Consider the following 21,229-nt stretch of genomic DNA (forward strand, 5'->3'; position numbering starts at 1 on the left):
TCACGTGGTCGCTGGACGCCGAGTGGAAGACGGTGGAGCTCGCGGCCGCCGCGGTCGCGACCTACCGGGTAGCTAAATATTTCGGGATAACCGGCGGGTTCGAGTTGACGAATCGCGTCGCGACGTTGAACGGCGACGACACGCCGAGCGAAAGGCCGCTCGGGTTCACGCTGTTCTTCGCACCCGTGCTACTTTTATAAAACCGTAAAATGGCGAAGGCCGTAACGATCGCAGTCAGCATCCTCTGCGTCGCCGCGACCGCCCGGGCCGGCGAGCCCGGCGGCACGCCGGACGCGCTCTTCTTCAGCGAGGCCGCGGTGGGGAGCGCCGTGGGTATCGCGCTCTTCGTCGCCGGCTACGCCGTGGGCGGGGACCCCGCCGAGAACGACGGCAACGGCCGCGAGAAAGCGTCGTACGGCGTCTACGCCGCGGCGCCGCTGGCCGCGTCGCTGGGGGTGTACGTCGTCGGCGAGACGTCGGGCCACCGTTCCGCCAACCGGGGCGTCCTGCTTCTCGCCACCGCCGGCACGTTCTACGGCATAGTCGGCGGCGCCGGCGGCATCGCCTACGCCCTAACGAAGGAGGACAAGGACGCCGGCGCCTTGACCGCGGCCTTCTACGCCGTCATCCCCGCCGGCTTCGCCGCGGCGGCCGTCTACAACGCCCTCAAAAAGCCGTACTTCTACGAAATCCCGGGGTTCTCGCTGCAACTCGAGCCGTCGTTCGGCGTTTGCCGCGCGGGGCCGCGAGGGGAGGAGCTCACGCCCACCTGGGGGATAACGGTATCGTTTTAATTGGAAAAAAAGCCCTAACGCTGGCGGCGATTATTACGGCGGCGCCCGCGGCCTACGGCGGCGAACCCGGCGGCTTCCGGCCCGGCCTCTACCTGGGCGAAGCGGCCGTGGGGTGCGTACTCAGCATACCCGTTGCCGCGGGTGGTTTTTATTTGGTAGAAGCTTCCACGTCGTTGTACGGCAGCGGTTATGATTGCATCGACGAGGACGAGCCGTTTTGGCCCGGCGTTATAATCGGCAACAGCTTGGCTTTCGCATACCCGTTCGCGGCTACTTTGGGAACAATGGGGATAGGCGAGCGTATCGGCAGTAAGTCCTCGAACCAGGGGACGGCTTATCTATTATCGTCGTTAGCTTCGGTGGGGGCCGCGGCCGCAGCAGGGTTCGGGGGCTTTTTGATTTTCGACGACGGCGATCACCACCGCCGTTTTTGGCGCGGCGTTTTTTGCGGCATAATTCCCAACGCCCTCCTCAACGCGTACGTATACAACCGCGTCAAGAAACCCGACGCCGACGCCGCGTCTTCCCGCGTTTCGGCGACGCCGTACGTAACCGCGTACCGCGTCGGGCGCGACGAACCGACGCCGGTCTACGGCTTGACGTTATCTTTCTGATATGAGCACCATCCCCGTCGTCTACTCCCCCCAATATCTCGCCGACCTCCAGGGGCACGTCTTCCCCATCGAGAAGTATCGCCTGATAGTCGAGCGGCTGGAGGCGGAGGGCATCCTGGGCGACGTCCTCGAGCCGCAGGCCGCCACCCGCGAGGAGCTCGAGCTCGTCCACACCCCCGAATACCTGGACGACCTCCTGGCGGCGCGGTGGACCGCCCGCACCGCCTCCTCCGAGATGGCGCTCACCGAGGGGATAGCGCACGCCTTCCTGCTGGGCGCGGGCGGCTCGGTCGCCGCGGCGCGGCTCGCGCTCGAGCGCGGCGGCCCGGCCATGAACGTCGGCGGCGGCCTGCACCACGCCTTCCCCGGCCACGCCGAGGGCTTCTGCTACGTAAACGACGTCGCGCTGGCGGTAAAGGCGATGCTGCACGAGGGGCGCGTCGAGCGGGCCGCGGTCATCGACTGCGACCTCCACCAGGGCAACGGCACCGCCGTCATCTTCGCCGGCGACGCCGACGTCTTCACCTTCTCCATCCACGAGGAGCACCTCTACCCGGTAAAGCAGCGCAGCGACCTCGACGTCGGCCTGCCCTCTTTCGCCGGCGACGACGTGTACCTGCCGCCGCTCCGCAAGTACGTACCGCAAATACTGGAGAAGCACCGTCCGGAGTTCGTGGCGTACGTGGCGGGCGCGGACCCCTACGCCGGCGACCAGCTCGGGACGCTGCAGCTCACGCTCGAGGGGTTAATCGAGCGCGACCGGGTAGTGCTGGGCGGCTGCCGCGAGCGCGGCATCCCGGTCGCGATACTCCTGGCCGGCGGCTACGCCGCCCGCACCGAGGACACCGTGGCTATTCACGTCAACACGTACAAGGTGGCCGCGGGCCTTCTGTAAGAACCGCGAAATTAATATTTAAAAAGGGAGCCCGCTCGCTCGGGCTCCCGATTTTTTACGGTCGTTCCCGACTTAGTCGTCGACGCGGTGGTAGCGGAGGATGACGCCCTGGTCGCCCACGGCCCACCCCTCGCCGCCGTTGCACAGCACGACGCCGTTGAGGTTGACCGGGCCCATCTCGAGCCGGACCGGCCCCCACGCGCCGTCCTTCATGCCCAACAAGGCGCCGTCGTTGCCGCACGCGAACGCCACGTCGCCCGCGGCGTCCACGCCCAAGAGCGACGCCGTCGCCGGCGTGGGTACGACGTTCCACGAGCCGCCGCTCTGGTGGAGGATTACGCCGTCGTCGCCCACGGCGTACGCGCCGTCTCCGCCCAACGTTACGTCGTGCAATCGTTCCGCGGTGGGGACGACCACTTCGCGCCACGAGCCGCCCTCGTAGTACAGCACCGTGCCGACGTCGCCCACCGCCCACGCCGTTCCGCCCGGGCCGACCGCGACTTCGCGCAGGTCCGCCGTGACGCCGACGAGCGAGACATCTCGCCAGCTCTCGCCGTCATAGCGGAAAATAGCGCCGTGGTCGCCCACCGCGAACCCCGTCCCGGCGTCGTCGAAGTCCACGCCGTAGAGGTCGTAACCGGTGAGGTGCACGGTATTATACCACTGGCCGTTGTGGTAGCGGAGCACGACGCCGTCGGCGCCCACCGCCCACCCGGAACTCCCGGAGGTAATCGTTACCGCGTTGAGGTCGAAGTCCGTAACGGAGGCCGGGTAGAACGTCCAACACACGCCGTCGTAGTGCAATATCTTCCCCCGCGCGCCGACGGCCCAGACGTCGTTCGGCCCCGAAGCGCCCGCGTCCCGCAGGCTCACGCCGCCCTTCATCGGGCCTCGATACACGGACCACGAGGAAATTTCCGCGGTATCATCTTCCGCGCACGCCAGCATCAGCGCGACGGCGAACGCGGCCGTAACTAACGCATATCGTCTCATAGCTCAGCTACCCCCACCGCGGGCTATCTCTGCCAGCGCCCGCGCGGCGAAGTCTACTTGCTCCTCATCGTTAAAATATCCGAAAGAAAAACGCACCGTCCCGGCGTCTAACGTACCCAACGTCGTATGGGCCAGGGGCGAACAGTGGAGGCCGGTACGCACCATAACGCCGTATTCCACGTCGAGCGCGTGGCCGACGAGGGCGGGGTCCATCCCCTCCACCCGCACCGAGCACACGCCGGCCTGCCGCGCGAAGTCCCGCGGGCCGTAGTACGTGACCGCCGGCATCTCGTCCACCGCGGCCGCGAAACGCTCCGCCAGCTTCGCCTTGCGGGCGCCTATGGCCGCCGGCGTAACCTCGGCCACGAACTCGCACGCGGCCTTCAACCCCGCAAGGCCGACGGCGTTGTGCGACCCCGCTTCGTAAAGATCCGGTAGGTGGTCCGGTTGGAACGTGAGCTCGGAATGGGTGCCCGTACCGCCCTGGTAGAGGGGCCGCGGCTTCACGTTCGGGCCGACGTACAACGCGCCCGTACCGAGGGGCCCCATAAGGCCCTTGTGCCCCGGAAAAGCCAGGAAGTCGACGTTCATCTCCTCCACGTCCATGGGTACGGCGCCCGCGCTCTGGGCCGCGTCCACCAGGAAAGGTACGCCCCGCTCCCGGCAGACGGCGCCCACCGCGGCGACGTCGTTCACCGCGCCGCACACGTTCGACGCGTGGACCACCGCGACCAGCCGCGTGCGCGGCGTTATCGCCCGGGCGACGTCGTCGGCGTCCAACAACCCCTCGGCCGAACACCGTACGTACGTCACCTCTACGCCGCGCTCCCGTTTGAGGTGGTTCAACGGCCGCGCCACGGAGTTGTGCTCCATCGACGTCGTCACGACGTGGTCGCCCTCGTCCAGCCAACCCCACAGCGCTATGTTCAACCCCTCGGTGCAATTCAACGTGAATATTATGCGCCGCGAGTCGGCGACGCCGAACAGACGGGCCACGGCCTCCCGGGCATCGAAGATCAAACGGGACGCCTCCACCGCGCGGCGGTAACCGCCCCGGCCGGCGCTCGCGCCGATATTCTCCTGGTAGGACGCCATAGCCTCCAGGACCGCCGGCGGCTTGGGCCAAGACGTCGCGGCGTTGTCCATGTAGATTTCGGGCATTTCTTACGGTCGGGCGCCCTCGCGCGCCAACGAATTCGTTACTAAAGAAAGCGAATTCTACCATATCCGACCCGTACGGTCAACCCGACGGCCCCTACACGCCTAGTTTCAACTTGTGGGAACTACCCGTTTGTGTTATCTATTAGTGAACGCTGGCGGCAAAGCGTTTCGCCCCGATGGCCGACGTCGCAAAAATCCCCGTCCGCACGCACGTCGTCGGGTACGGCGACAACATAGTAGAACTCGTCGACAAATACACGGCGGCGGTCCGCAAGGCCGGCGATACCATACTCGTTACGTCGAAAATCGTATCGCTGTGCCAGGGCCGGACGGTCCCGTTCGACGACCTGCGGGTGGGCTTCTGGGCCCGGGTCCTGTGGCGCTTCGTGTCGAAGCCGGTGTACGGCTTCGGCGCCGTGGGTATTCCGGAGAAGATGCAGGCCGCGATAGACCTGGTGGGCCTGCCGCAGGTGATGTGGGCCGCGTTCCTGTCGGCGGTAACGAAGCTGCTCGGAAAGCGGGGCGTCTTCTACGAGGTCACGGGCCACGGCGTCGCCGAAATAGACGGCACCCGCAAACAGAGCTTCGAACCGCTCATCAGGCTCATCGTTTACGGCCCGGCGGAGGGCGACGCAACGGCGGAAGCGATAAAAACGCGAACCGGCTGCGAGACGGCCTTAATAGACGCGGGCGACTACGGCGACTGCGATTGCCTGGGCCGTTCCGCGGGCGTGGAGGCCGGTTGGGTGGAGGGGAACTGCACCGACAACCCGCTGGGCCAACAGCTCGAGCAAACGCCGGTGGGCCTGCTGCGCGTTAAAGGGTAAAGATGCCGGCTAAAGCCGAGGAATACATCCGCCTTATCGAGAACGTAATCCGAAGGGTTTCGGACCTCGAGCCCGCCGAGTGCTACGACGACGAACAGCATTTCTGGCGCTTCAACAAAGGCTCGGTCGAAATCTACGTATCGCTGTTGGAGATAGGCGGCGAATACTACGTCAACGTCGCGGCGCCCATTATGGCCGTGCCCGAATCGCGGCGGGAAGAATTCTTCGAGCGCCTTCTCAAAGAGAACGCACAACGCATCGCGGTGAAATTTTCGGTTCGCGACGCCGTCGTCTGGCTCGAGGTCAACCGCGAGATGAGGGGCCTGGGTTTCGACGAAGCTCGGAGGGCGTTGGTACGCGTGGCGGAAGTGGCGGACGAGCTGGACGAAGTTTTGGTAAACGAATACGGCAACAGGTGGGAGGCCTAAGGTTTTGGACACGTACGAGGCCATACTAACGCGGCGGTCCATCAGGCGCTTCGAGGACCGGCCGGTAACCCGCGAGCAACTCGAGAAGCTGTTGGAGGCCGCGCGGTGGGCCCCCACAGCCGGCAACCTGCAGCCGTGGGTGTTCGTCGTCGTGACGGCGGCGGACGCCAGAGCCGCCCTGGCCGCGGCGGCGTTCGGTCAGCGGTTCGTGGCGGAGGCGCCCGCGGTCATCGGCGTGGCCGCGGCCCCGCCCGAGGATTCGCCCTACGGCCTGCGGGGCCGGGAGCTCTACTGCCTCCAGGACACCGCGGCCGCGGTCCAGAACGTGTTGCTCGCCGCCCACGCTATGGGCCTGGGGGCGTGTTGGGTCGGCGCCTTCGACGACGGCGCGGTGGCGCGGGCGTTGGAACTGCGAAAAGGCGAACGGCCGGTGGCGCTCGTACCGGTGGGCGTACCCGCGCAGGGGGGACGCTCCAGCCGGCGGCCGCTGTCGGCGGTCGCGAGGTGGATGGAGTAACCGATGTCGGTCTACGGCCACGTCGCTATCGGCGCGGCGCTGGGCGCGCTGGCGCCCCACCCCGCGGCGGCGCTGGCGTTGGGCGTGGCGGCCCACGTGCCCGCGGACCTGGTCTCGCACTACGACCTGAGCCGCAGGGTAGAACTTTTTATGGCGGCGGCGGCCTTAATTTTGTATACTTGGCTCGGCGGCTTCGCGCTCACGACGGCGTTGGGAGCCGTGGGCGGCGCGCTGCCCGACGTCGAGAATTTGGTGCGGGGCCGGGAATATAAGAAGTACTTCCCGTCGCACTCCCGCTTCCTGCGTCACGGCGGCGAGCGGGGCCGGTGGGACGTCGTGGTGCAGCTGGGCGTGGCCGCCGTGATGGCCGGGTGGGTAGGCTGGGCGCGCGCCCTCTGGTAAGATGGGACATGGACGAGGACGGGGGCGCCGGACGTACGTTTTTGGCCGACGCGGCCTTGGGGCGGCTGGCGCGCTACTTACGGATGCTGGGCTACGACGTCGCGTACCTCCGAGACCGGGACGGCGCCGCGACGTTGCGCGAGACGCTCAAAACGGGCAGGACGTTACTCACGCGCCGCCGCGACCTGGCGGCTCGAGACGACATAGAAGTATTTCACGTCGAAGACGACGACGTGTTGGTGCAGCTCGCCGCCGCGGCCCAGCGCTTCGATTTGACGTTCACCGCCGACGCCATGGCGCGCTGCATCGAGTGCAACGAACCGTTGCGTTCGGTCTCGAAGGACGACGTGCTGGAAGAGTTGCCGCCGCACGTGCGAAAGACCCAGGAGATGTTCGCGCGCTGCCCGAGTTGCGGCCGGATATACTGGCCCGGCACCCACTACGCCCGGGCGGTGGCCCGGCTCCTGAGCGCGCTCAGGCGGAGTCGCTGACGAAAGGGCGGCCTGTTACATGGCCCGCGACCGTACGACAAAAATTCTCATACTACTCGTCGCGGTAGTGGCGACGTTGGCGCTCGCCTGGGTTTACGTAAACCTGGGCTTAAAATTCCTCGCGCCGGGTTTGCTCACCCTGGGCGTTCTGGCGTTGATGCTCTTCTTCCGCGACGTGAAGACGCCTTTCTTCTACCTGCTCGTAATCTCCTTGCCCATCTTTATCGCGCGCTACCTCGCCCCCATACCGGACATCGAGCACCCCGGCATCCTGAACGTACCGGTCCTCTACTCGTACGAGGTCCCGCTATACCTCTTCATTTTCTTTTGGTCCATAGAATTCGCCGCCGGTCGCGGCGCGGGGCTCACGGTCCCGCGCACCGCGTTGGCGTTGGGATTACTCTTCATACCGGCCCTCCTGTCGATGTTCTTCGCACTCGACTACACCTACGGCGCGTTCGAGCTCGTCCGGATGTTCGAGATGTTCCTGTTCTTCCTGGTAGTAGTGAACTATCTCAAAACGGACCGCCAACTCAAAATCGTCATCGTCATATTGGGGGTCGACGTCGCCTTCCAGTCGATCACCGCCATATTGCAATTCCTCAACCCGTGGGTAATGTACGAAATTCTGGCGAAGTTCGGCGTTTATATGGGCATCTCGCACGCCACGCCCTACGACCCGACCAGCCCCATTCGCGCCTGCGGGACGACGGGGTACTGCAACTTCCTGGCCGGCTTCTTCGAGTTGACCTTGCCGCTGTTCGCCTCGCTGTTCTTCTTCTACCCGATGTCCAAAGCGAAGAGCAGGGTGATCATAGTACTGCTCGCTGTCTCGCTCATCGCGCTGCTGACTACTTTCTCGCGCGGCGGCCTCTTCGCGATGGCCGTGGCCGCGGTCGCGTTGTTGGTTCTGGGCGTACGGCGCTTCCCCCAGCTGGGACGGCACGCGCTGAGAGTATCGGTGGCCGTCGGCGTTCAGCTCGCCATAATATTCGCGCTGTTGTCGGAGAAGCTCTTCATGCGCGTCCGGTTCTTCACGGAGACGATGGAGGACGAAGTCCGCATAGCCCTCATGCGGAACGCGTTCGAGATGATCAAACACAACCCCGCCGTGGGCGTGGGGTTGAACAACTACCCGGAGGCCTTCTTCGCGTACGAGGTTACGGGCGTCGAATTCGAGATGCTGTTCCCGGTCCACAATACCTGGCTCCTCATAGCTTCCGAGCAGGGGCTGATAGGGTTGGCGGCGTTCTTGGTATTCATGCTCTACATATTCTTCGACGCGCGCCGCTCCATACGCGAAACGTCGCCCCTCCGCGCCGCCACCGCCGTAGGCCTGAGCGCGGGATTGATCGCCTGGCTCACCCATAACCTCGTCGCGCCGTTGTACCAATCCTCGCTCGTCAACCGCATCACGTTTGTTTTCGTAGTAGCGGTGCTGGCCATCATCCCCCGCCTTCGCGGCAAAGAGGAGAGTACCCCCCTATAAACGCCGCCGCGACCGGTAGCCTGCCCCGGCCGGACGGGCCCGTTCGGCCTAATTTTTTACCATGACCCCCCAGAGACGTCTCTCCCGCAACTACATATCGCTGGCGCTGGCGCGCTTTACGGCCAAGGTTATCTCTTTCGCAGCCGCGGTCATCATCGCGAGGCATCTGGGCGCCGGCGACTTCGGCGTCTTCACCTTCTCCTTCGCCGCCATCACGCTCGTCATCGTAATATTCCAGGCCGGGATGACGCCGCTGGTGGTGCGGGAGGTCGCGCGCAACCGCGGCGCGGCGCCGAAATACCTCACGGTGTCGCTCGGCGTCCGGATTACCGGCGCCGCCGCCGTCGTCGCCGGCGCCGCCGCGGTGTATGCGGTAACGGGCAGCCAGGCCGCGTTGGCCGCGGCGGTCGCCGCGGTCGCGCTAGGCTGCTCCAGCGTGCTGGCGTCGTTCACCGACGTCTTCCAGGGCTTCGAGCGGATGGAGTTCGTGGCCGTGGTGCTCGTTTTCAACAACCTGGCCACGCTCGGTTTCGTAATATTGGCGGTCAGCCTGGGCGCGGGGGTCTTGCCGTTAATAGCGCTGTACGCCGCGGCCAACCTGCTCTCCATCCTCTTCGGCGCCGCGCTGTGCTTCGCCAAATTCGCGCGCCCTACGGCCCGGGTGCGGTGGGCGGACTTCCGCGGCTTCATCGCCGAGGCGGTTCCGTTCTCGCTCTCGGCCCTGGTGGCGAGCCTGTACTGGCGCAGCGACGCCGTCCTGCTCAAAGTGCTGGCCGGCGACCGGGCGGTAGGAATCTACGGCGCCTCGGCCCGCATCGTGGAAGGGCTGGTGCTGGTCGCGGGTTCCTTCCGGGAAGCGATCTACCCCATGCTTTCCCGGCTGTGGCCGTCGTCGCCGGACCCCTTCCGCGACGCGTCGCGAACCGCTTTCAAATTCCTGGTGGCCCTCGCCATCCCGATAGGGGTGGGTACGTCCATCGTGGCCTATAAGCTATTCCCCTTCATCTACGGCTCGGACTACGCCGAGGGGTGGATCGTGCTCGCGGTGCTGATATGGGCGCTGGTAGCCATCTTCATCCGCGAGCTCTCGGCGGCGACGCTGTTCGCCTTCAACCTTCAGAAGCTCGTGCTGGCCTCCAACGCCCTGGGCGCGGCCACGGCCGTCGGCATTAACCTCATCCTCATACCGTACGTATCCTATCTCGGGCCGGCGGTGGCCGGGGTCACGGCCGCGTTCGCGACGACCTCCCTCAACCTCATAATAATCGGGACCAAAATGCGCGGCCTTTACCCCTGGCGGCTGGCGCTGAGGCCCGCGGCCGCCGCCGTGCTTATGGCGGGGGCGCTCGCGTTGGGGTGGCGGTGGCCGGTTCTCCTTAATGTGTGCTGGGGTGCCGCGGTCTACGGCGCCGCGCTGCTGATTACGCGCTATTACCGGCTGAGCCAACTCGGCGAGCTCCGGCGGCGACGCTAACGTACGCGTAAAAAGAAACCCCCCGGTCGCCCGGGGGGTTTTAACGTCGCCGAAATCGGGTTACTTACCTTCGCCCTCGCGTTCGGCCCACTTCTTCTTCTTGAGGTCGCCGCCTTCCTTAAACTTCTCCTTTTTCATGTCGCCGCCTTCCTTCAACTTCTCTTCCTTCATCCGGTAGCCTTCTTTGAGCTTGTTGCCTTCGGCCTCGGTAAGGCGGCGGGTGGGGGCGTACCCGTAAAGCCCGGCCAGCGTCGCGTCGGTTTCCTTGAGCGTAGCCTTGATGGCGTCCAACTCCTCCTGCGACAGCGTGCCGCCCGAAGCGACGACGTCGTCCAGCTTGGACTTGACGGCGCGGAGGTCGAGTTCGACCCGGGCCAGCGTATCCTTCTCGGCGCCGGTCGCGGCCGCCGACAGGGTCGCGATATTACCCAATACGCGGCCGCACATCGTCGCCGCGAAAGGGTTGTCCCAGCCTACGACCGCTATGGTGTAGGCCAGGCCGTCCAGGAGTTGAAGCTTGGCCACTTCGGCCGGCGTCTCCAACGGTTCGGCGCCAGCCTCGCCCGGCGTCGCTACCTCGGGCCCCTCGACGGGGGGCGCCTCTACCGCAGCCGTCTCCGGCGCCTCGACCTCCTCCTTCTTCTTGCAGGCGAAGAAGGCCGCGGCAACGAAAACCGCGAGCACGAGTACCAGCAACGTATTATGGCGCATCGTTCTCCTCCGTGAATGAAATCGGGTTAATAAGACGAACGCCGCCGGCGCGCCGTCTTCGCGCAACCGGCGGCTTTGCGGATTGCTTCCGAGAATGCCGCCGCGCGGCCCCGGACTTCGGCCAGAGGCCGCCTCCTCCCCCCTACGAAGGTTTGTCGAAATCGAAGTCTTCGGGGGTAAGGTTCTTGAGCATCCTTTCCAACTCGTCGCGGGTTTCCTGGTCGACGTTGGCGTCGGCCCCGCTGACTTCTATTACGGCTTTGGATACGTATATTGGAGACGCCGTACGGAGCGCTATCGCTATCGCGTCCGAAGGGCGCGCGTCAATCTCCATCGTACCCCCGCGGGTCTCGACGATTATCCTGGCGTAGAAAGTATTGTCGGAGAGGTCGTTTACGACGACGCGTTCAACTTGCGCGTCGACCGCGTCCAGCAGAGCTTTTACGAGGTCGTGGGTCATCGGCCGCGTCGGCTCTACGCCCTCGATGGCGCTCATAATCGCGTACGCCTCGTACGGGCCGATCCAGATAGGCAGTATCTTACCGGCCTCTTCGTTCTTTAAAATGAGGACCGGCCGGTTCGTGTTGGGGTCGTGAGTAACCACGGCCACGCGCATCTCTAGAAGTTCGACCGACATTTTTCGCCGCCTCTACTCAAGCGAATTTATTATACCATAAAGGCGATAATATTACAAGGAAACGCAAACCGTCAATTAACACCCGTTATCTCTTTGAAATCCGGGAATTCGCCGTAAACGTCGTGTTCCAAGGCCGTTCCGCGTCGGCGTAAAATTAGACAGGACGGCGCGCCCGCGGGTTTAAGCAGGAGGCTCACCTCCGCAGCCGGCATTACCGCCAGCGCCGTCGCCCACGCGTCCGCCCGGGCGCACGTCTCCGCGACGACGGTAACCCCCGCCGGGCCGTCGACCGGCCTCCCGGTCCGCGGGTCGAACAGGTGGCTGAACTTCCGGCCGTCGGCCTCGTAGCGTTGGGCGTAGCCGCCCGAGGTGGCGCAGGCGCCCGAGGCGAGGTCGAAGGTCGCATACAGGCCGTCGCGGTCGGGATGCTGCACCCCCACCCGCCACTCCTCGCCGGCCTTGGGGCCGCCGCCGAAGCAGGCCACCTCGCCGCCGGCCTCGACGAGGCCGGCCGTCGCCCCCTCTTTCGCCATCGCCGCGGCGGCGCGGTCCACGGCCCACCCCTTGGCTATCCCCGACAGCTCGAGCGCCATACCCGGCCGCGCGTACGCGACGGTCCGCCCCTCCGGGTCTAATAAAATTTTCTCGTAGCCGACGGCCTCCATCGCCGCGGCCACCTCGGCGTCGTCCGGCCAGCGCGGCGTCCCACCCTTGATGCCGTAAAGCTCGATGACGGGCGCCACCGTCGGGTCGAAATAGCCGTCGGTCGCGGCCGCCGTCTCGCGCGCCAGCTTAACCAGTTCGAACAACTCCGGCGATACCTCCGTCGGCCCTTCGGCCGCGGCTCGGTTCAAACGGCTCAGCTCGCTCCGGGGGTCCCAATAGGAGGCCACCTTCTCGTCCCGCGCCACGGCCTCCAGCGCGGCCTCCACCGCCCGCCGCGCCGTCTCCTCGTCCGCCGCTACCGCCCGGGCCAGGACGACGGTCCCCATAGCCCGGCGCTCGGCGCTGTATTCGGCCGGGCCGCGGCCGCAACTCGCGAGCAGTATTAACGAAAACACCGATACGATAGACGCGCGTCTCATTTTAAAACCGCCACGTTGCCTGTAACCGCGCTATTCCCGGACTTCGTCAGCGCAACTTTTCCCAGGCCGGCTTTTTCCCGCCGAAGAAATACTGCGACCAACCGTACGCCAGCGCCGCGTTCGCCAACGCGAAGAAATAGGGCGCGCGGAACAAGAGCGGCGCCCGCCGCCCGCGCCATAGCCACCCCGCCGCCGCCGCGCCGTAAAACAACGACTGCACCGCGAGCAAGACGGCGCCGAAGACGCTGCCCGCGGCCGTCGCGGCCGCCGACGCCCCAAACGCCACGGCGAGGAAAGCGGGGCCCAGCCAGCGTAAAATTTTGTGGGAGAACAGCTGCCACGGAAGCCGCCGCCATATAGCAACGTCGAGCGCCGCCAGCGCGGCCACGGACCCGGCCATGATACGCGCCTTCCGTTTAAACTCGCCGCGGCCGTCGTCCAGCGCCTCCTCGTACGCCACCGCCGCCGGCGCGTACGCCAGCCGGTAGCCCGCCGCCACGACCTCCAACGACACGAAGAAATCGTCCATAAGAAGCCGGCCTTCGGGGACCCTTTTATACAGACCCCGCTTCACGGCGTACAGCGAACCGTCCGCGCCCACCGCCGAGCCGACGGCCGCCTCCAACTCCTTGATACGCGCCTCCCAGCGCCAATAAGCGCGCTCGCTCGAGGCGCCGCGCGTAACCACCTGCTCGCCGCATACGGCGCCGACGCGCGGGTCGGCAAACGGCGCGACGAGCTCGCGCAGCGACTCGGGCGGAACGCGGGCGTTGGCGTCCGTAAAGACCAACACCTCTCCCGTCGCCTGCTCGGCGCCGGCGTTCAGGGCCGCGGGTTTGCCGCGCCTCTCGGGCCAGCTCACGACGCGTACGCCCTCGTTACCGCGCGCGACGGCCTCGGTCTCGTCGCTCGAGCCGTCGGAGACGACGACGATTTCGACCTCGTCCACCGGGTAATCGGCGGCGCGGAGGTCCTCCAACTTGGCCGGCAAGGTCCCGGCCTCGTTATAACACGGGATGATTACGGACAAAGTGGGTAGGACGGTTAACGGCGCGGGTTCGGCCGGCGCGCGACCCAGCGCCGCGGCCAACCGCAGTAGCAGCGGATAGCCGACGTAATGATAGACGACGGCCGCCAAAGCGGCGGCCGCACACGCCTCCAACGCTATCCTTACCCAAAACATAACTAACGCCTATGCGAGACAGGAGGCAAAACGGGCGGACACGTACTCAAAAGTACTGGCCGCTCAAGGCCCGCCTTTCGCGCGGGTCCGGATAGAGATGGCCGCCTCGCAGGTAGTACCGGCGCGACCTCATGCCCAACGACGTTATCAGCTCGTACGATATCGTTTCGGCGTGGGCGGCGAGCTCGTCGGCCTTGATTTCCTCGTCGCCGTCGCGGCCCAAGACGGTGATCTCCTCCCCCAGCCGCGGCCGCGCGCCCGGGCCGAGGTCGAACATCGTCATATCCATGCATACCGCGCCGGCTACCGGCACCCGCCGGCCCCGCCAAAGGCCCTCGGCACGGTTGGATAACAGGCGGGGATAACCGTGGCGGTACCCAAGCGGCGTCGTAACGACCGTGCTCTTCTCCTTCACCTCGTACAACCGCTTGTACGAAATGGTCTCGCCGGGCCGGGCCTCCTTCGCGAAAATTATGGGTGTCCGGTAAGTCATTACGGGCTCGAGAGGTATGGAACGGGCGATGCCGTCCGACGGGTATAGGCCGTAGAGAATTATGCCGGCTCGCACCATGTTGAAGTACGCGTCCGGCAGCTCGAGGATGGCCGCGCTGTTGGCGAGGTGGTTGCGCGGCACGGCGTAGCCCCGGCGCCTTACCTCGTCGATTAGGCCGCGGAAAATCTCTACCTGCCCCCCTGAGAAGTCCCTATCCTCGGCGTCCGGCAGGTGCGTAATCAACCCCTGGAGGGAGAGGTACGGGAAATCGCGAAGGCGGTCGCAAAACCTCGGCGCGTCGCGCGGCGCGATGCCCAACCTGCCCATCCCGGTATCGACTTTCACGTACACCGGCACGCGCTGACGGGCCTCCCGGGCGCCGGCGTCCAACGCCTCGGCGAACTCGAGCTGGCACAGGACGGTGCCGACGCCCCACCGCGGGATCTCGTGTGCGCCCGCGGGCGCCGTTACGCCGAGCACGAGTATGGCCGACGTAATGCCGGCCACGCGGAGCGCCCGGGCCTCGTCCACGTTCACCACCCCTAGAACGTCCACCCCTTCGGCGACGGCGACGCGGCCCAGCTCGGCCGCGCCGTGGCCGTAGGCGTCGTCCTTGACGACCGCCAAGAGCTCCCGGTGGCGGCTTACGTGGGCCCGGATGGCATGCACGTTCCGGCCGAAGGCGTCAACGTCCACGTAGACGCGGTTCTGCCACAGGTCACGGTCGGCCACGGGTCGGCGCTCGAGCGGGGCGGCGCGCGCCCTGCTACGAAGCGCGTCCGCCGCGGCGACGCTGTGACGCTCGCCGCTCAAGGCCTAAAACGCCTCCTCGGCTTCCGTGACGGCGGAACCGAACGCGTCGTCCCGGCGCGTTACGTTTTCGAAACGGGTGTACTTGCGAATAAACAACAACTTCAGCCGGCCGGTGGGGCCGTTGCGCTGCTTGGCGACGATGACGTCCGTCTCGGCGAAGTGTCGGTCCTCGCCGTCGCCGTCGGCCGATGGTTGGTGGAGGAACATCACGACGTCGGCGTCCTGCTCAAGCGCGCCCGACTCCCGCAGGTCCGAGAGCTGCGGCTCGCCCGAGATCCGCCGCTCCACCGCGCGGCTGAGCTGGGCGCACGCCAGCACCGGGACGTCGAGCTCCTTGGCCAGCGCTTTGAGGAAGGACGATACGGCCGCTATCTCCGTCTGGCGGTTCTCGTACCGGCCGTAACCGTGGACCATCTGCAAGTAATCGACGACGATAAGCTGGACGTCGCGTCGGGCCTTTATCCGCCGAGCCTTGGCGCGCATCTCGAGCACGTTGAGGGTCGGCGAGTCGTCGACGTATATGGGCGCGCCGGAAAGCCGGTTGACGGCCTCGGTCAAAGGCCGCCACATCATGGACGACAGCCGGCCGGACCGCACCAGGCTCAGGTCGACCCGCGCCACGGAACACAGCAGCCGGTGCGCCAGCGCCTCCCGCGACATCTCGAGCGAGAAGACGGCCACCGGCACGCCGCGGTCCAACGCCAGGTTCTGCGTTACGTTGAGCGCGAGCGCCGTCTTCCCCACGCCGGGGCGCGCCGCCAGGATGATGAGGTTTTGTTTTTGGAAGCCCCCCGTAAGGTCGTCTATTTCCAGATAACCGGTCTCGAGGCCGGATATGTACTCTTTTTTCTTCGCCCGCGCCTCGATGGCGTCGTAAACGTCGCCTATAACGTCGCCCACCGCCACGAAGTCCTGCTTCAACCGTCTCTCGGCGATCGAGAATACCTTGGCCTCGGTCTCGTCCAGCAGGAGGTGCGGGTCTTCACGCTCGCCGCTCGCCCGCTCGGCGAGGTTCACCGAAACGTCTATCAGCGAGCGGAGTACGTACTTCTCCTCGAGCAGTCTGACGTGGTGCGAGAAAGAGGCGACGGTCGTTATGTCCTCGACCAAGGAAAGCAGGTAGGCCGTGCCGCCCGCGTCCTCCAACCTCCCCCGCCGCTTGAGCGCGTCGGCCAGTGTGACGACGTCCACGTCGGCCTTGTCCTTAAATAAATCGAGCAAACCGGCGTAGATGTGGCGGTGATTGGGCCCGAAAAAACAATCGTCCTCGAGGTGCTCCAGCCCCTCGTGCAGGGCGTCGCGGTCCAGGATCATGGCCCCGAGCACCGCACGCTCCGCGTCGAAGCTTGCCGGGTATTCCCGCGCCCTCGCCATCGGCGCTACTCCTCCGGGCGTACGACGGTTACGGACACCGGCGCCTCTACGCCCTCGACGAGCCTTACCCGGGCCGTAAATATCCCGATGTGCGATACGGGCTCGTCGAAGGACACCAGCTTGCGGTCGACGTCGAAGCCGCGTTCAGCGAGCGCCGCCGCGATTTCGCCGGCGGTCACGCTCCCGTAGAGCTCGCCGGCCTCGTTGCAGAGTTTTTCGAACTTGAGCGCCACTTCCGCGAGCCGCGCCGCTTCCTCCTGGGCGCCTTCGCGGACGCGCTTTTCGCGGCTCGAGACGCGCTCCAGCTCGGCCACGAGCGCCGCCCGGTTTTTGCCCGTCACCGGGACCGCCAAACCCCGCGGGATAAGGTAGTTGCGGGCGTGGCCGTCGGCCACTTTCACGACCGCGCCCCGGCGCCCGAGCTTCTCGACATCCTGCAATAATATTAGCTCCATAAAAGTACCCGGGTACGGCTGCGCCTAACGGTACAGCTCTCGTAAGTAAGGTAACAAACCCATAAACCGCGCGCGTTTTATCGCCCGCGACAGTTGCCGTTGATGTTGCGAACAATTACCGGTAGAGCGCCGCGCCTTTATTTTGGCCTTGTCGCTCATGTACCGCCGAATAAGCAGGATATCCTTATAGTCGATATATTCGACCTTGTCGGCGCAAAACCGGCAATGCCTTTTCTTGACCGCTCGGCGGACTTTCATCTTCGCCATCGGTTCTCCTCGCTGCTTCCGTGATGCCGACCGTCGGGGGCTAATAGAAAGGGACGTCGTCGCCGAGTTCGGCGCCGCCGCCCGCACCTCCTCCGCCTTCCGGCCCGCCCAGGAAGACGACGCGGCTGGCGACTATCTCGGTAATCCACCGCCGCTCGCCCTCCTTTTCGTAATCGCGGACGTTGAGCCGCCCTTCGACCAAGACGCCGCGGCCCTTGTTCAAGTACTGGGTGCAGAGCTCCGCGGTCCTTGCCCACGACACGACGTTGAAGAATTGCGCATCTTCCTTCAACTCGCCCTCGGCGTCGCGGTACGCGCGGTTCACCGCCAGCCGGAAATTGGCCGTCGCCGTACCCTGGGGGGTGTACCGCAACTCCGGGTCCGCGGTGAGGTTTCCCATCAAGACTATCCTGTTAACCCCTCTTACCATTTCCCCTCTCCTCGCTCGCGCGCTTCACGGTTTTGATAGCCGCGGGGTCGCGATGAATCAGCAGATGCCGCAATATCTCCTCGTCGACGCGGATCCGCTGGGCCATGGCCTGGGGCAGCTCGCCCGGGCCGTCGAACCAGAACAACAGGAACCGGGCCCGCTTATTCTTTTTTACCGGATAGGCGAGAGACATCTCGCCCAGGTCGAAGACTTCGTCGACCTTAGCGCCGTTCTCCGCGAGCCAACCGTCGAGGCGCTCGCGGCACGTCGCCAGGCCCTCTTCGCCCAGACCCCGGTTTATCATAACTAACATCTCAAAAGGTTTCAATTACACTCCTCCTTGGTAAATTCGTCATTTCGCGCCATGCTTTATGGTGATGACGTCGCCGGCGGCTATTACGTAGTCGGGCCCTTCGGTGCGGACCCCGCCGGCCGCGCGCGCTTCCTTGAGCGAGGCCGCCGCCAGCAAGTCGGCCGCGCTTACCACCTCGGCGCGGATGAAATGCTCGGCGAGGTCGGAATGAATTCGCGCCGCGCCCCCGCGCGCCGTCGTCCCCGCCGGGACCTGCCACGCGCTCGTTATGGTTCCCTCGACGGTGTAAAACGTTATCAGGTTCAGGAGACGGGCGCCGGCGGCGAGCAGCTCGTCGCGGCCGCGGCACGTCAGGCCGTATTCGGCGCGCATACACTCCTCGTCGTCGGCCTCCAACCGGCAAAGCTCTTCCTCCAGCTTGCCGTAAACGCCGACCACGCGCGCGCCGTCGGCCGCGCCCCGGCGCTCGAGCGCCGCGAACGCCTCCTCTTCCTCCGCTTGCCCCGGCCGGCCCAGGTTGCCGACGTACGCCGCGGCCTTGGCCGTAAGCAGGAACAGCTCGTCCGCGAGCGCCCGCTCGTCTTCGCTCAAATCCAGCGCGCGCACCGGCGTCCCGGCGTCGAGGACTTCGCAGAGTTTCTCGAGCGTGGCGAGCTCCGCGGCTCCGCCCTTCTTACCCTTGGCCGCTCGCCTCGTCTTCTCGAGGCGACGCTCCACCGTCGCCAGGTCCGCGAGCGCGAGCTCCACCGTCAACGCCTCGACGTCGCCGGCTCCGTCCAGCACGGCCGGCGCCTCCTTGCGGCCGGCGAAGGCCACGTCCGCGTCGGCGAAGAGGCGGACGACATAGAAGAGCGCGTCCATCTCGCGGACGTGCGCCAGGAAGCGGTTGCCCAGGCCGAGGCCTTCGCGCGCGCCCTCGACCAGGCCCGCTATATCGACGACGCGCAAACGGGCGGGCCGGAATTCCTCGGCGCCCACCAGCGCGGCCAATTCCTCGAGCCGGGGGTCGGGGACCGGCAGCACGGCCTTATTGGGCTCGACGGTGGTAAAAGGGTAGGGACCTACCGCCGCGCCGCAACCGGTCAAAACGTTAAAGAGCGTGGACTTGCCGACGTTCGGCAGGCCTAAGAGGCCAACGTCCATCGCGGGATTTTATGATAAAACCGGGGAAAAGTAAAGTTAATTATACTAAATCTAACGCGGGTTTACCGGGCCGAATGACCTACGTGCTTCCTCGTGCGTCAGAACGGAATTATACAAATCTTCTAATTCAGAATAAAGGCTGAAGTTAAATCGTTCCTTAAACCGCCTAAAGGGAAGTTGATTCGTGAACTTGTCGAAAAGAACCCGTTCCTTTTCGGATGGGCCGATTACGAATAACGCCGTATTTATCCTCTCTGGGATTTTCAATAATCTATCCAAGCCATCCTTTACGCCGGTAGTCATCTCGACTTCGAAAGCATAAACGGGGTATAGGCCTTCGTCATCTTCGCCTAACCATATAACATCGATTTCCCTGATTTTTCGTTGGTTAGGCCCCGTGGCCACAGTCGGGCACTCAAATACAGTAATAAATTCGGATAAGCGGTTCGCTTGAAATGTACGGGTGTTTTGATCACGTCGCGAAACGAAAGTCTCATAACCATAGGCATTACCCACCACGGTTAACATACCCTGAGCCGCACCGTGATCTACCTCGGGTTCCCCGACGAAGCGGTCAGGTTCTACGTCAGGTACTATTACTTCACGTAACCTGTAATGGCCCCCGCCCAAAGGTTCGAAATCCCTATACTGCCTTACTACCTTCCTGATAGTAGCGCGCCAGGTGGGATTGGTATTTGTTTTCGGGTGGCCTTCTACTTTTTCATTTATTTCTGACAAATGGCCCTCTCCGCCCAAACGGGCCAGCGCGTCCCGCACAACTTCTTTCCACGTTGTATTCTCTAGTACCACTTCGTATTTTACCAGTAAACCAGCTGGTTCATAAAAGGGTTAGTAAATATATTAATAACGTTCACGGATTCACGCAAGTCCTAAAAAAACCGTAGACGTTTTTAAGGCTTCCCGTAAAGGCAAAACCCGGCCGGCTAGGCCGTGTTTCCGAGTTCGAAACCGTTATCGGCGCTAAGTTTCGCCTACTCCTCCGGCTCGAACATGTCCTTGCCCACGCCGCACAGCGGGCACACCCAGTCGTCCGGCAGCTCCTCGAACGGCGTACCCGGTTCGATGCCGTTGTCCGGGTCGCCCGCGGCCGGGTCGTAGACGTACTCACACGCCAGACATTTATACCTCTGCATATGGGGCCCTCTCTTCGGCCTATTCCTCCGGTTCGAACTGGTCCTTCGCCGCGCCGCACACCGGGCAGACCCAGTCGTCCGGCAGGTCCTCGAAAGTCGTACCCGGCTCGACGCCGCCGTCCGGGTCGCCCGCGGCCGGGTCGTAAACGTACCCGCACACCTGGCACACGTATTTCTTCATACCCGCTTCGCTCCTTTCCTTCGCTCGTGACGACGGGCCGCCGTGGTAGGTCGGCGCCGTCTTGGGGGCTTTGCCCTTCTTGGTATCGCGGTAGTAGGCGTACGTCAGCGGCTTGCCCTCCCGGAGCACTTCGCCCGCGACGACGTCCCCCACGAAGATGGTGTGGGTCCCGACGTCGAGCGAGCTTACGACCCGGGCCTCCATCACCGCCAGGGCGTTCTCCGTGACGAGGGGGCAGCCGCTCGAGCCCTCCTTGTGTTCCACCCGGGTCAGCTTGTCGACGCCGCGGCCCGACTTGAAGCCGAACAGGCCGATGAACGTCATCGGCGTCTCCTCCGCCAACACCGATACGCCGAAGACGCCGCCGCGGGAGACGTACTCGTGCGTCAGGTTCTCCTTGTTCAGGCTGACGGCGACGCGCGCCGGGTCCGCCGTAACCTGGAAGACGGCGTTGGCTATCTGGCCGTTGGCCTTGCCGTCCGCGCACGCCGTCACGACGTACAGGCCGTAGGTTAAATTATAAAGACACTGCGGACTATACTCGGCCGCCACGCTACGCCCCTTTCACGGCCCGGGCGACCTCGCGGCCCAGCTCCGCGCACGCCGCCAGGTCGTCGGCGGTGGGCTGCCACTTGGCGCGGACGCCGGGCGCCGCCACCGTTATCTTACATCGCTCGAGATGTTCCTCAATAATCTTGACCGCTTCGCCGCTCCAGCCGTACGAGCCGAACGCGGCGCCGACCTTATTCTTGAAACCCAGGCCGCGCAGGTCCTCCATGTACGTGCCCAGCGTCGAGATGTAGCCGCGGTTGACGGTGGGCGAGCCGACGACGACGGCCTTGGCCCGGAATATCTCCGTCAGCACCTGGTTGCGCTCCGCGACCGGCGCGTAGAATATTTTATAG

The 21,229-nt window shown here is 64.9% G+C and carries 28 protein-coding genes; 11 read left to right on the forward strand and 17 right to left on the reverse strand.

Annotation, left to right across the window (positions count from 1 at the left end):
- From VMX79_08900 to VMX79_08915, 4 genes are all read left to right on the forward strand, one after another.
- A partial coding sequence (locus VMX79_08900; GenBank protein ID HUV87216.1) for a hypothetical protein occupies nucleotides 1-200 on the forward strand: 200 nt, incomplete at its 5' end.
- A 9-nt stretch (nucleotides 201-209) separates the two neighbouring features.
- Nucleotides 210-794 carry a hypothetical protein gene (locus VMX79_08905; protein HUV87217.1) on the forward strand — a complete coding sequence of 195 codons (585 nt, stop codon included), beginning with the start codon at nucleotides 210-212 and terminating at the stop codon, nucleotides 792-794.
- Nucleotides 731-1,408: a hypothetical protein gene (locus VMX79_08910; protein ID HUV87218.1), complete on the forward strand. Its 678-nt coding sequence runs from the start codon at nucleotides 731-733 to the stop codon at nucleotides 1,406-1,408. The genes VMX79_08905 and VMX79_08910 overlap by 64 nt, the downstream gene beginning before the upstream one ends.
- Nucleotide 1,409: 1 nt before the next feature.
- Nucleotides 1,410-2,303, forward strand: a complete 894-nt coding sequence (locus VMX79_08915; GenBank protein ID HUV87219.1) for a histone deacetylase — start codon at nucleotides 1,410-1,412, stop codon at nucleotides 2,301-2,303.
- Between the two features lie 72 nt (nucleotides 2,304-2,375).
- Here the strand turns inward: VMX79_08915 and VMX79_08920 are convergent, their stop codons facing one another.
- Together VMX79_08920 and VMX79_08925 are read right to left on the reverse strand one after the other, a co-directional pair.
- Nucleotides 2,376-3,296, reverse strand: a complete 921-nt coding sequence (locus VMX79_08920; GenBank protein HUV87220.1) for a hypothetical protein — start codon at nucleotides 3,294-3,296, stop codon at nucleotides 2,376-2,378.
- 3 nt (nucleotides 3,297-3,299) lie between these two features.
- A complete protein-coding gene (locus VMX79_08925) occupies nucleotides 3,300-4,457 on the reverse strand; it encodes an aminotransferase class V-fold PLP-dependent enzyme (protein HUV87221.1) in 1,158 nt (385 codons plus the stop codon).
- 176 nt (nucleotides 4,458-4,633) lie between these two features.
- On the opposite strand from VMX79_08925, the gene VMX79_08930 reads away from it, so the two are divergent.
- The 7 genes from VMX79_08930 to VMX79_08960 all read left to right on the forward strand — a co-directional run bounded on the left by VMX79_08930 (nucleotide 4,634) and on the right by VMX79_08960 (nucleotide 10,085).
- Nucleotides 4,634-5,284, forward strand: a complete 651-nt coding sequence (locus VMX79_08930; GenBank protein HUV87222.1) for a coenzyme F420-0:L-glutamate ligase — start codon at nucleotides 4,634-4,636, stop codon at nucleotides 5,282-5,284.
- Nucleotides 5,285-5,286: 2 nt separating this feature from the next.
- Complete coding sequence (locus VMX79_08935; GenBank protein ID HUV87223.1) at nucleotides 5,287-5,712, forward strand: YbjN domain-containing protein; 426 nt, start codon at nucleotides 5,287-5,289, stop codon at nucleotides 5,710-5,712.
- Between the two features lie 4 nt (nucleotides 5,713-5,716).
- Nucleotides 5,717-6,229, forward strand: coding sequence for a nitroreductase family protein (locus VMX79_08940; protein ID HUV87224.1), 513 nt, complete (start codon nucleotides 5,717-5,719; stop codon nucleotides 6,227-6,229).
- A 3-nt stretch (nucleotides 6,230-6,232) separates the two neighbouring features.
- On the forward strand, nucleotides 6,233-6,631 hold the full coding sequence (locus VMX79_08945) for a hypothetical protein (GenBank protein HUV87225.1): 399 nt from the start codon (nucleotides 6,233-6,235) through the stop codon (nucleotides 6,629-6,631).
- A gap of 8 nt (nucleotides 6,632-6,639) precedes the next feature.
- On the forward strand, nucleotides 6,640-7,122 hold the full coding sequence (locus VMX79_08950; GenBank protein HUV87226.1) for a Mut7-C RNAse domain-containing protein: 483 nt from the start codon (nucleotides 6,640-6,642) through the stop codon (nucleotides 7,120-7,122).
- Nucleotides 7,123-7,141: 19 nt separating this feature from the next.
- Nucleotides 7,142-8,611: an O-antigen ligase family protein gene (locus VMX79_08955; GenBank protein ID HUV87227.1), complete on the forward strand. Its 1,470-nt coding sequence runs from the start codon at nucleotides 7,142-7,144 to the stop codon at nucleotides 8,609-8,611.
- A 61-nt stretch (nucleotides 8,612-8,672) separates the two neighbouring features.
- The gene (locus tag VMX79_08960; GenBank protein ID HUV87228.1) at nucleotides 8,673-10,085 is read left to right on the forward strand and encodes a flippase; all 1,413 of its coding nucleotides are present in this window, start codon (nucleotides 8,673-8,675) and stop codon (nucleotides 10,083-10,085) included.
- 60 nt (nucleotides 10,086-10,145) lie between these two features.
- On the opposite strand, the gene VMX79_08965 is transcribed toward VMX79_08960, so the two are convergent.
- The 15 genes from VMX79_08965 to VMX79_09035 all read right to left on the reverse strand — a co-directional run.
- A complete protein-coding gene (locus VMX79_08965; protein ID HUV87229.1) occupies nucleotides 10,146-10,796 on the reverse strand; it encodes a hypothetical protein in 651 nt (216 codons plus the stop codon).
- Nucleotides 10,797-10,938: 142 nt separating this feature from the next.
- The gene (locus VMX79_08970) at nucleotides 10,939-11,433 is read right to left on the reverse strand and encodes a bifunctional nuclease family protein (protein ID HUV87230.1); all 495 of its coding nucleotides are present in this window, start codon (nucleotides 11,431-11,433) and stop codon (nucleotides 10,939-10,941) included.
- A 71-nt stretch (nucleotides 11,434-11,504) separates the two neighbouring features.
- Nucleotides 11,505-12,518, reverse strand: coding sequence for an FAD:protein FMN transferase (locus VMX79_08975; GenBank protein ID HUV87231.1), 1,014 nt, complete (start codon nucleotides 12,516-12,518; stop codon nucleotides 11,505-11,507).
- Between the two features lie 46 nt (nucleotides 12,519-12,564).
- Entirely contained in the window at nucleotides 12,565-13,701 is a 1,137-nt protein-coding gene (locus VMX79_08980; protein HUV87232.1) for a glycosyltransferase family 2 protein, read from the reverse strand.
- Nucleotides 13,702-13,747: 46 nt separating this feature from the next.
- Nucleotides 13,748-15,007, reverse strand: coding sequence for an alanine racemase (gene alr, locus VMX79_08985; protein ID HUV87233.1), 1,260 nt, complete (start codon nucleotides 15,005-15,007; stop codon nucleotides 13,748-13,750).
- Nucleotides 15,008-15,010: 3 nt separating this feature from the next.
- Nucleotides 15,011-16,381, reverse strand: a complete 1,371-nt coding sequence (dnaB, locus tag VMX79_08990; GenBank protein ID HUV87234.1) for a replicative DNA helicase — start codon at nucleotides 16,379-16,381, stop codon at nucleotides 15,011-15,013.
- A 5-nt stretch (nucleotides 16,382-16,386) separates the two neighbouring features.
- Complete coding sequence (gene rplI / locus VMX79_08995; protein ID HUV87235.1) at nucleotides 16,387-16,836, reverse strand: 50S ribosomal protein L9; 450 nt, start codon at nucleotides 16,834-16,836, stop codon at nucleotides 16,387-16,389.
- A gap of 24 nt (nucleotides 16,837-16,860) precedes the next feature.
- A complete protein-coding gene (gene rpsR, locus VMX79_09000) occupies nucleotides 16,861-17,103 on the reverse strand; it encodes a 30S ribosomal protein S18 (protein HUV87236.1) in 243 nt (80 codons plus the stop codon).
- A 40-nt stretch (nucleotides 17,104-17,143) separates the two neighbouring features.
- Nucleotides 17,144-17,533 (reverse strand): single-stranded DNA-binding protein, encoded by a 390-nt coding sequence (gene ssb, locus VMX79_09005; GenBank protein HUV87237.1) that lies wholly within the window; start codon nucleotides 17,531-17,533, stop codon nucleotides 17,144-17,146.
- Nucleotides 17,517-17,861: a 30S ribosomal protein S6 gene (rpsF, locus tag VMX79_09010; GenBank protein HUV87238.1), complete on the reverse strand. Its 345-nt coding sequence runs from the start codon at nucleotides 17,859-17,861 to the stop codon at nucleotides 17,517-17,519. The genes ssb and rpsF overlap by 17 nt, the downstream gene beginning before the upstream one ends.
- Before the next feature lie 24 nt (nucleotides 17,862-17,885).
- Nucleotides 17,886-18,989 carry a redox-regulated ATPase YchF gene (gene ychF / locus VMX79_09015; protein HUV87239.1) on the reverse strand — a complete coding sequence of 368 codons (1,104 nt, stop codon included), beginning with the start codon at nucleotides 18,987-18,989 and terminating at the stop codon, nucleotides 17,886-17,888.
- Nucleotides 18,990-19,040: 51 nt separating this feature from the next.
- The gene (locus VMX79_09020; GenBank protein ID HUV87240.1) at nucleotides 19,041-19,727 is read right to left on the reverse strand and encodes a hypothetical protein; all 687 of its coding nucleotides are present in this window, start codon (nucleotides 19,725-19,727) and stop codon (nucleotides 19,041-19,043) included.
- Between the two features lie 254 nt (nucleotides 19,728-19,981).
- Complete coding sequence (locus tag VMX79_09025) at nucleotides 19,982-20,143, reverse strand: rubredoxin (GenBank protein ID HUV87241.1); 162 nt, start codon at nucleotides 20,141-20,143, stop codon at nucleotides 19,982-19,984.
- A 19-nt stretch (nucleotides 20,144-20,162) separates the two neighbouring features.
- Nucleotides 20,163-20,876, reverse strand: coding sequence for a flavin reductase (locus VMX79_09030; protein ID HUV87242.1), 714 nt, complete (start codon nucleotides 20,874-20,876; stop codon nucleotides 20,163-20,165).
- Between the two features lies 1 nt (nucleotide 20,877).
- Nucleotides 20,878-21,229, reverse strand: a 352-nt coding sequence (locus VMX79_09035) for a flavodoxin domain-containing protein (GenBank protein HUV87243.1), incomplete at its 5' end; no start/stop codon positions are given.

The sequence above is a fragment of the bacterium genome (assembly GCA_035529855.1).
Lineage (GTDB): Bacteria > RBG-13-66-14 > B26-G2 > WVWN01 > WVWN01 > WVWN01.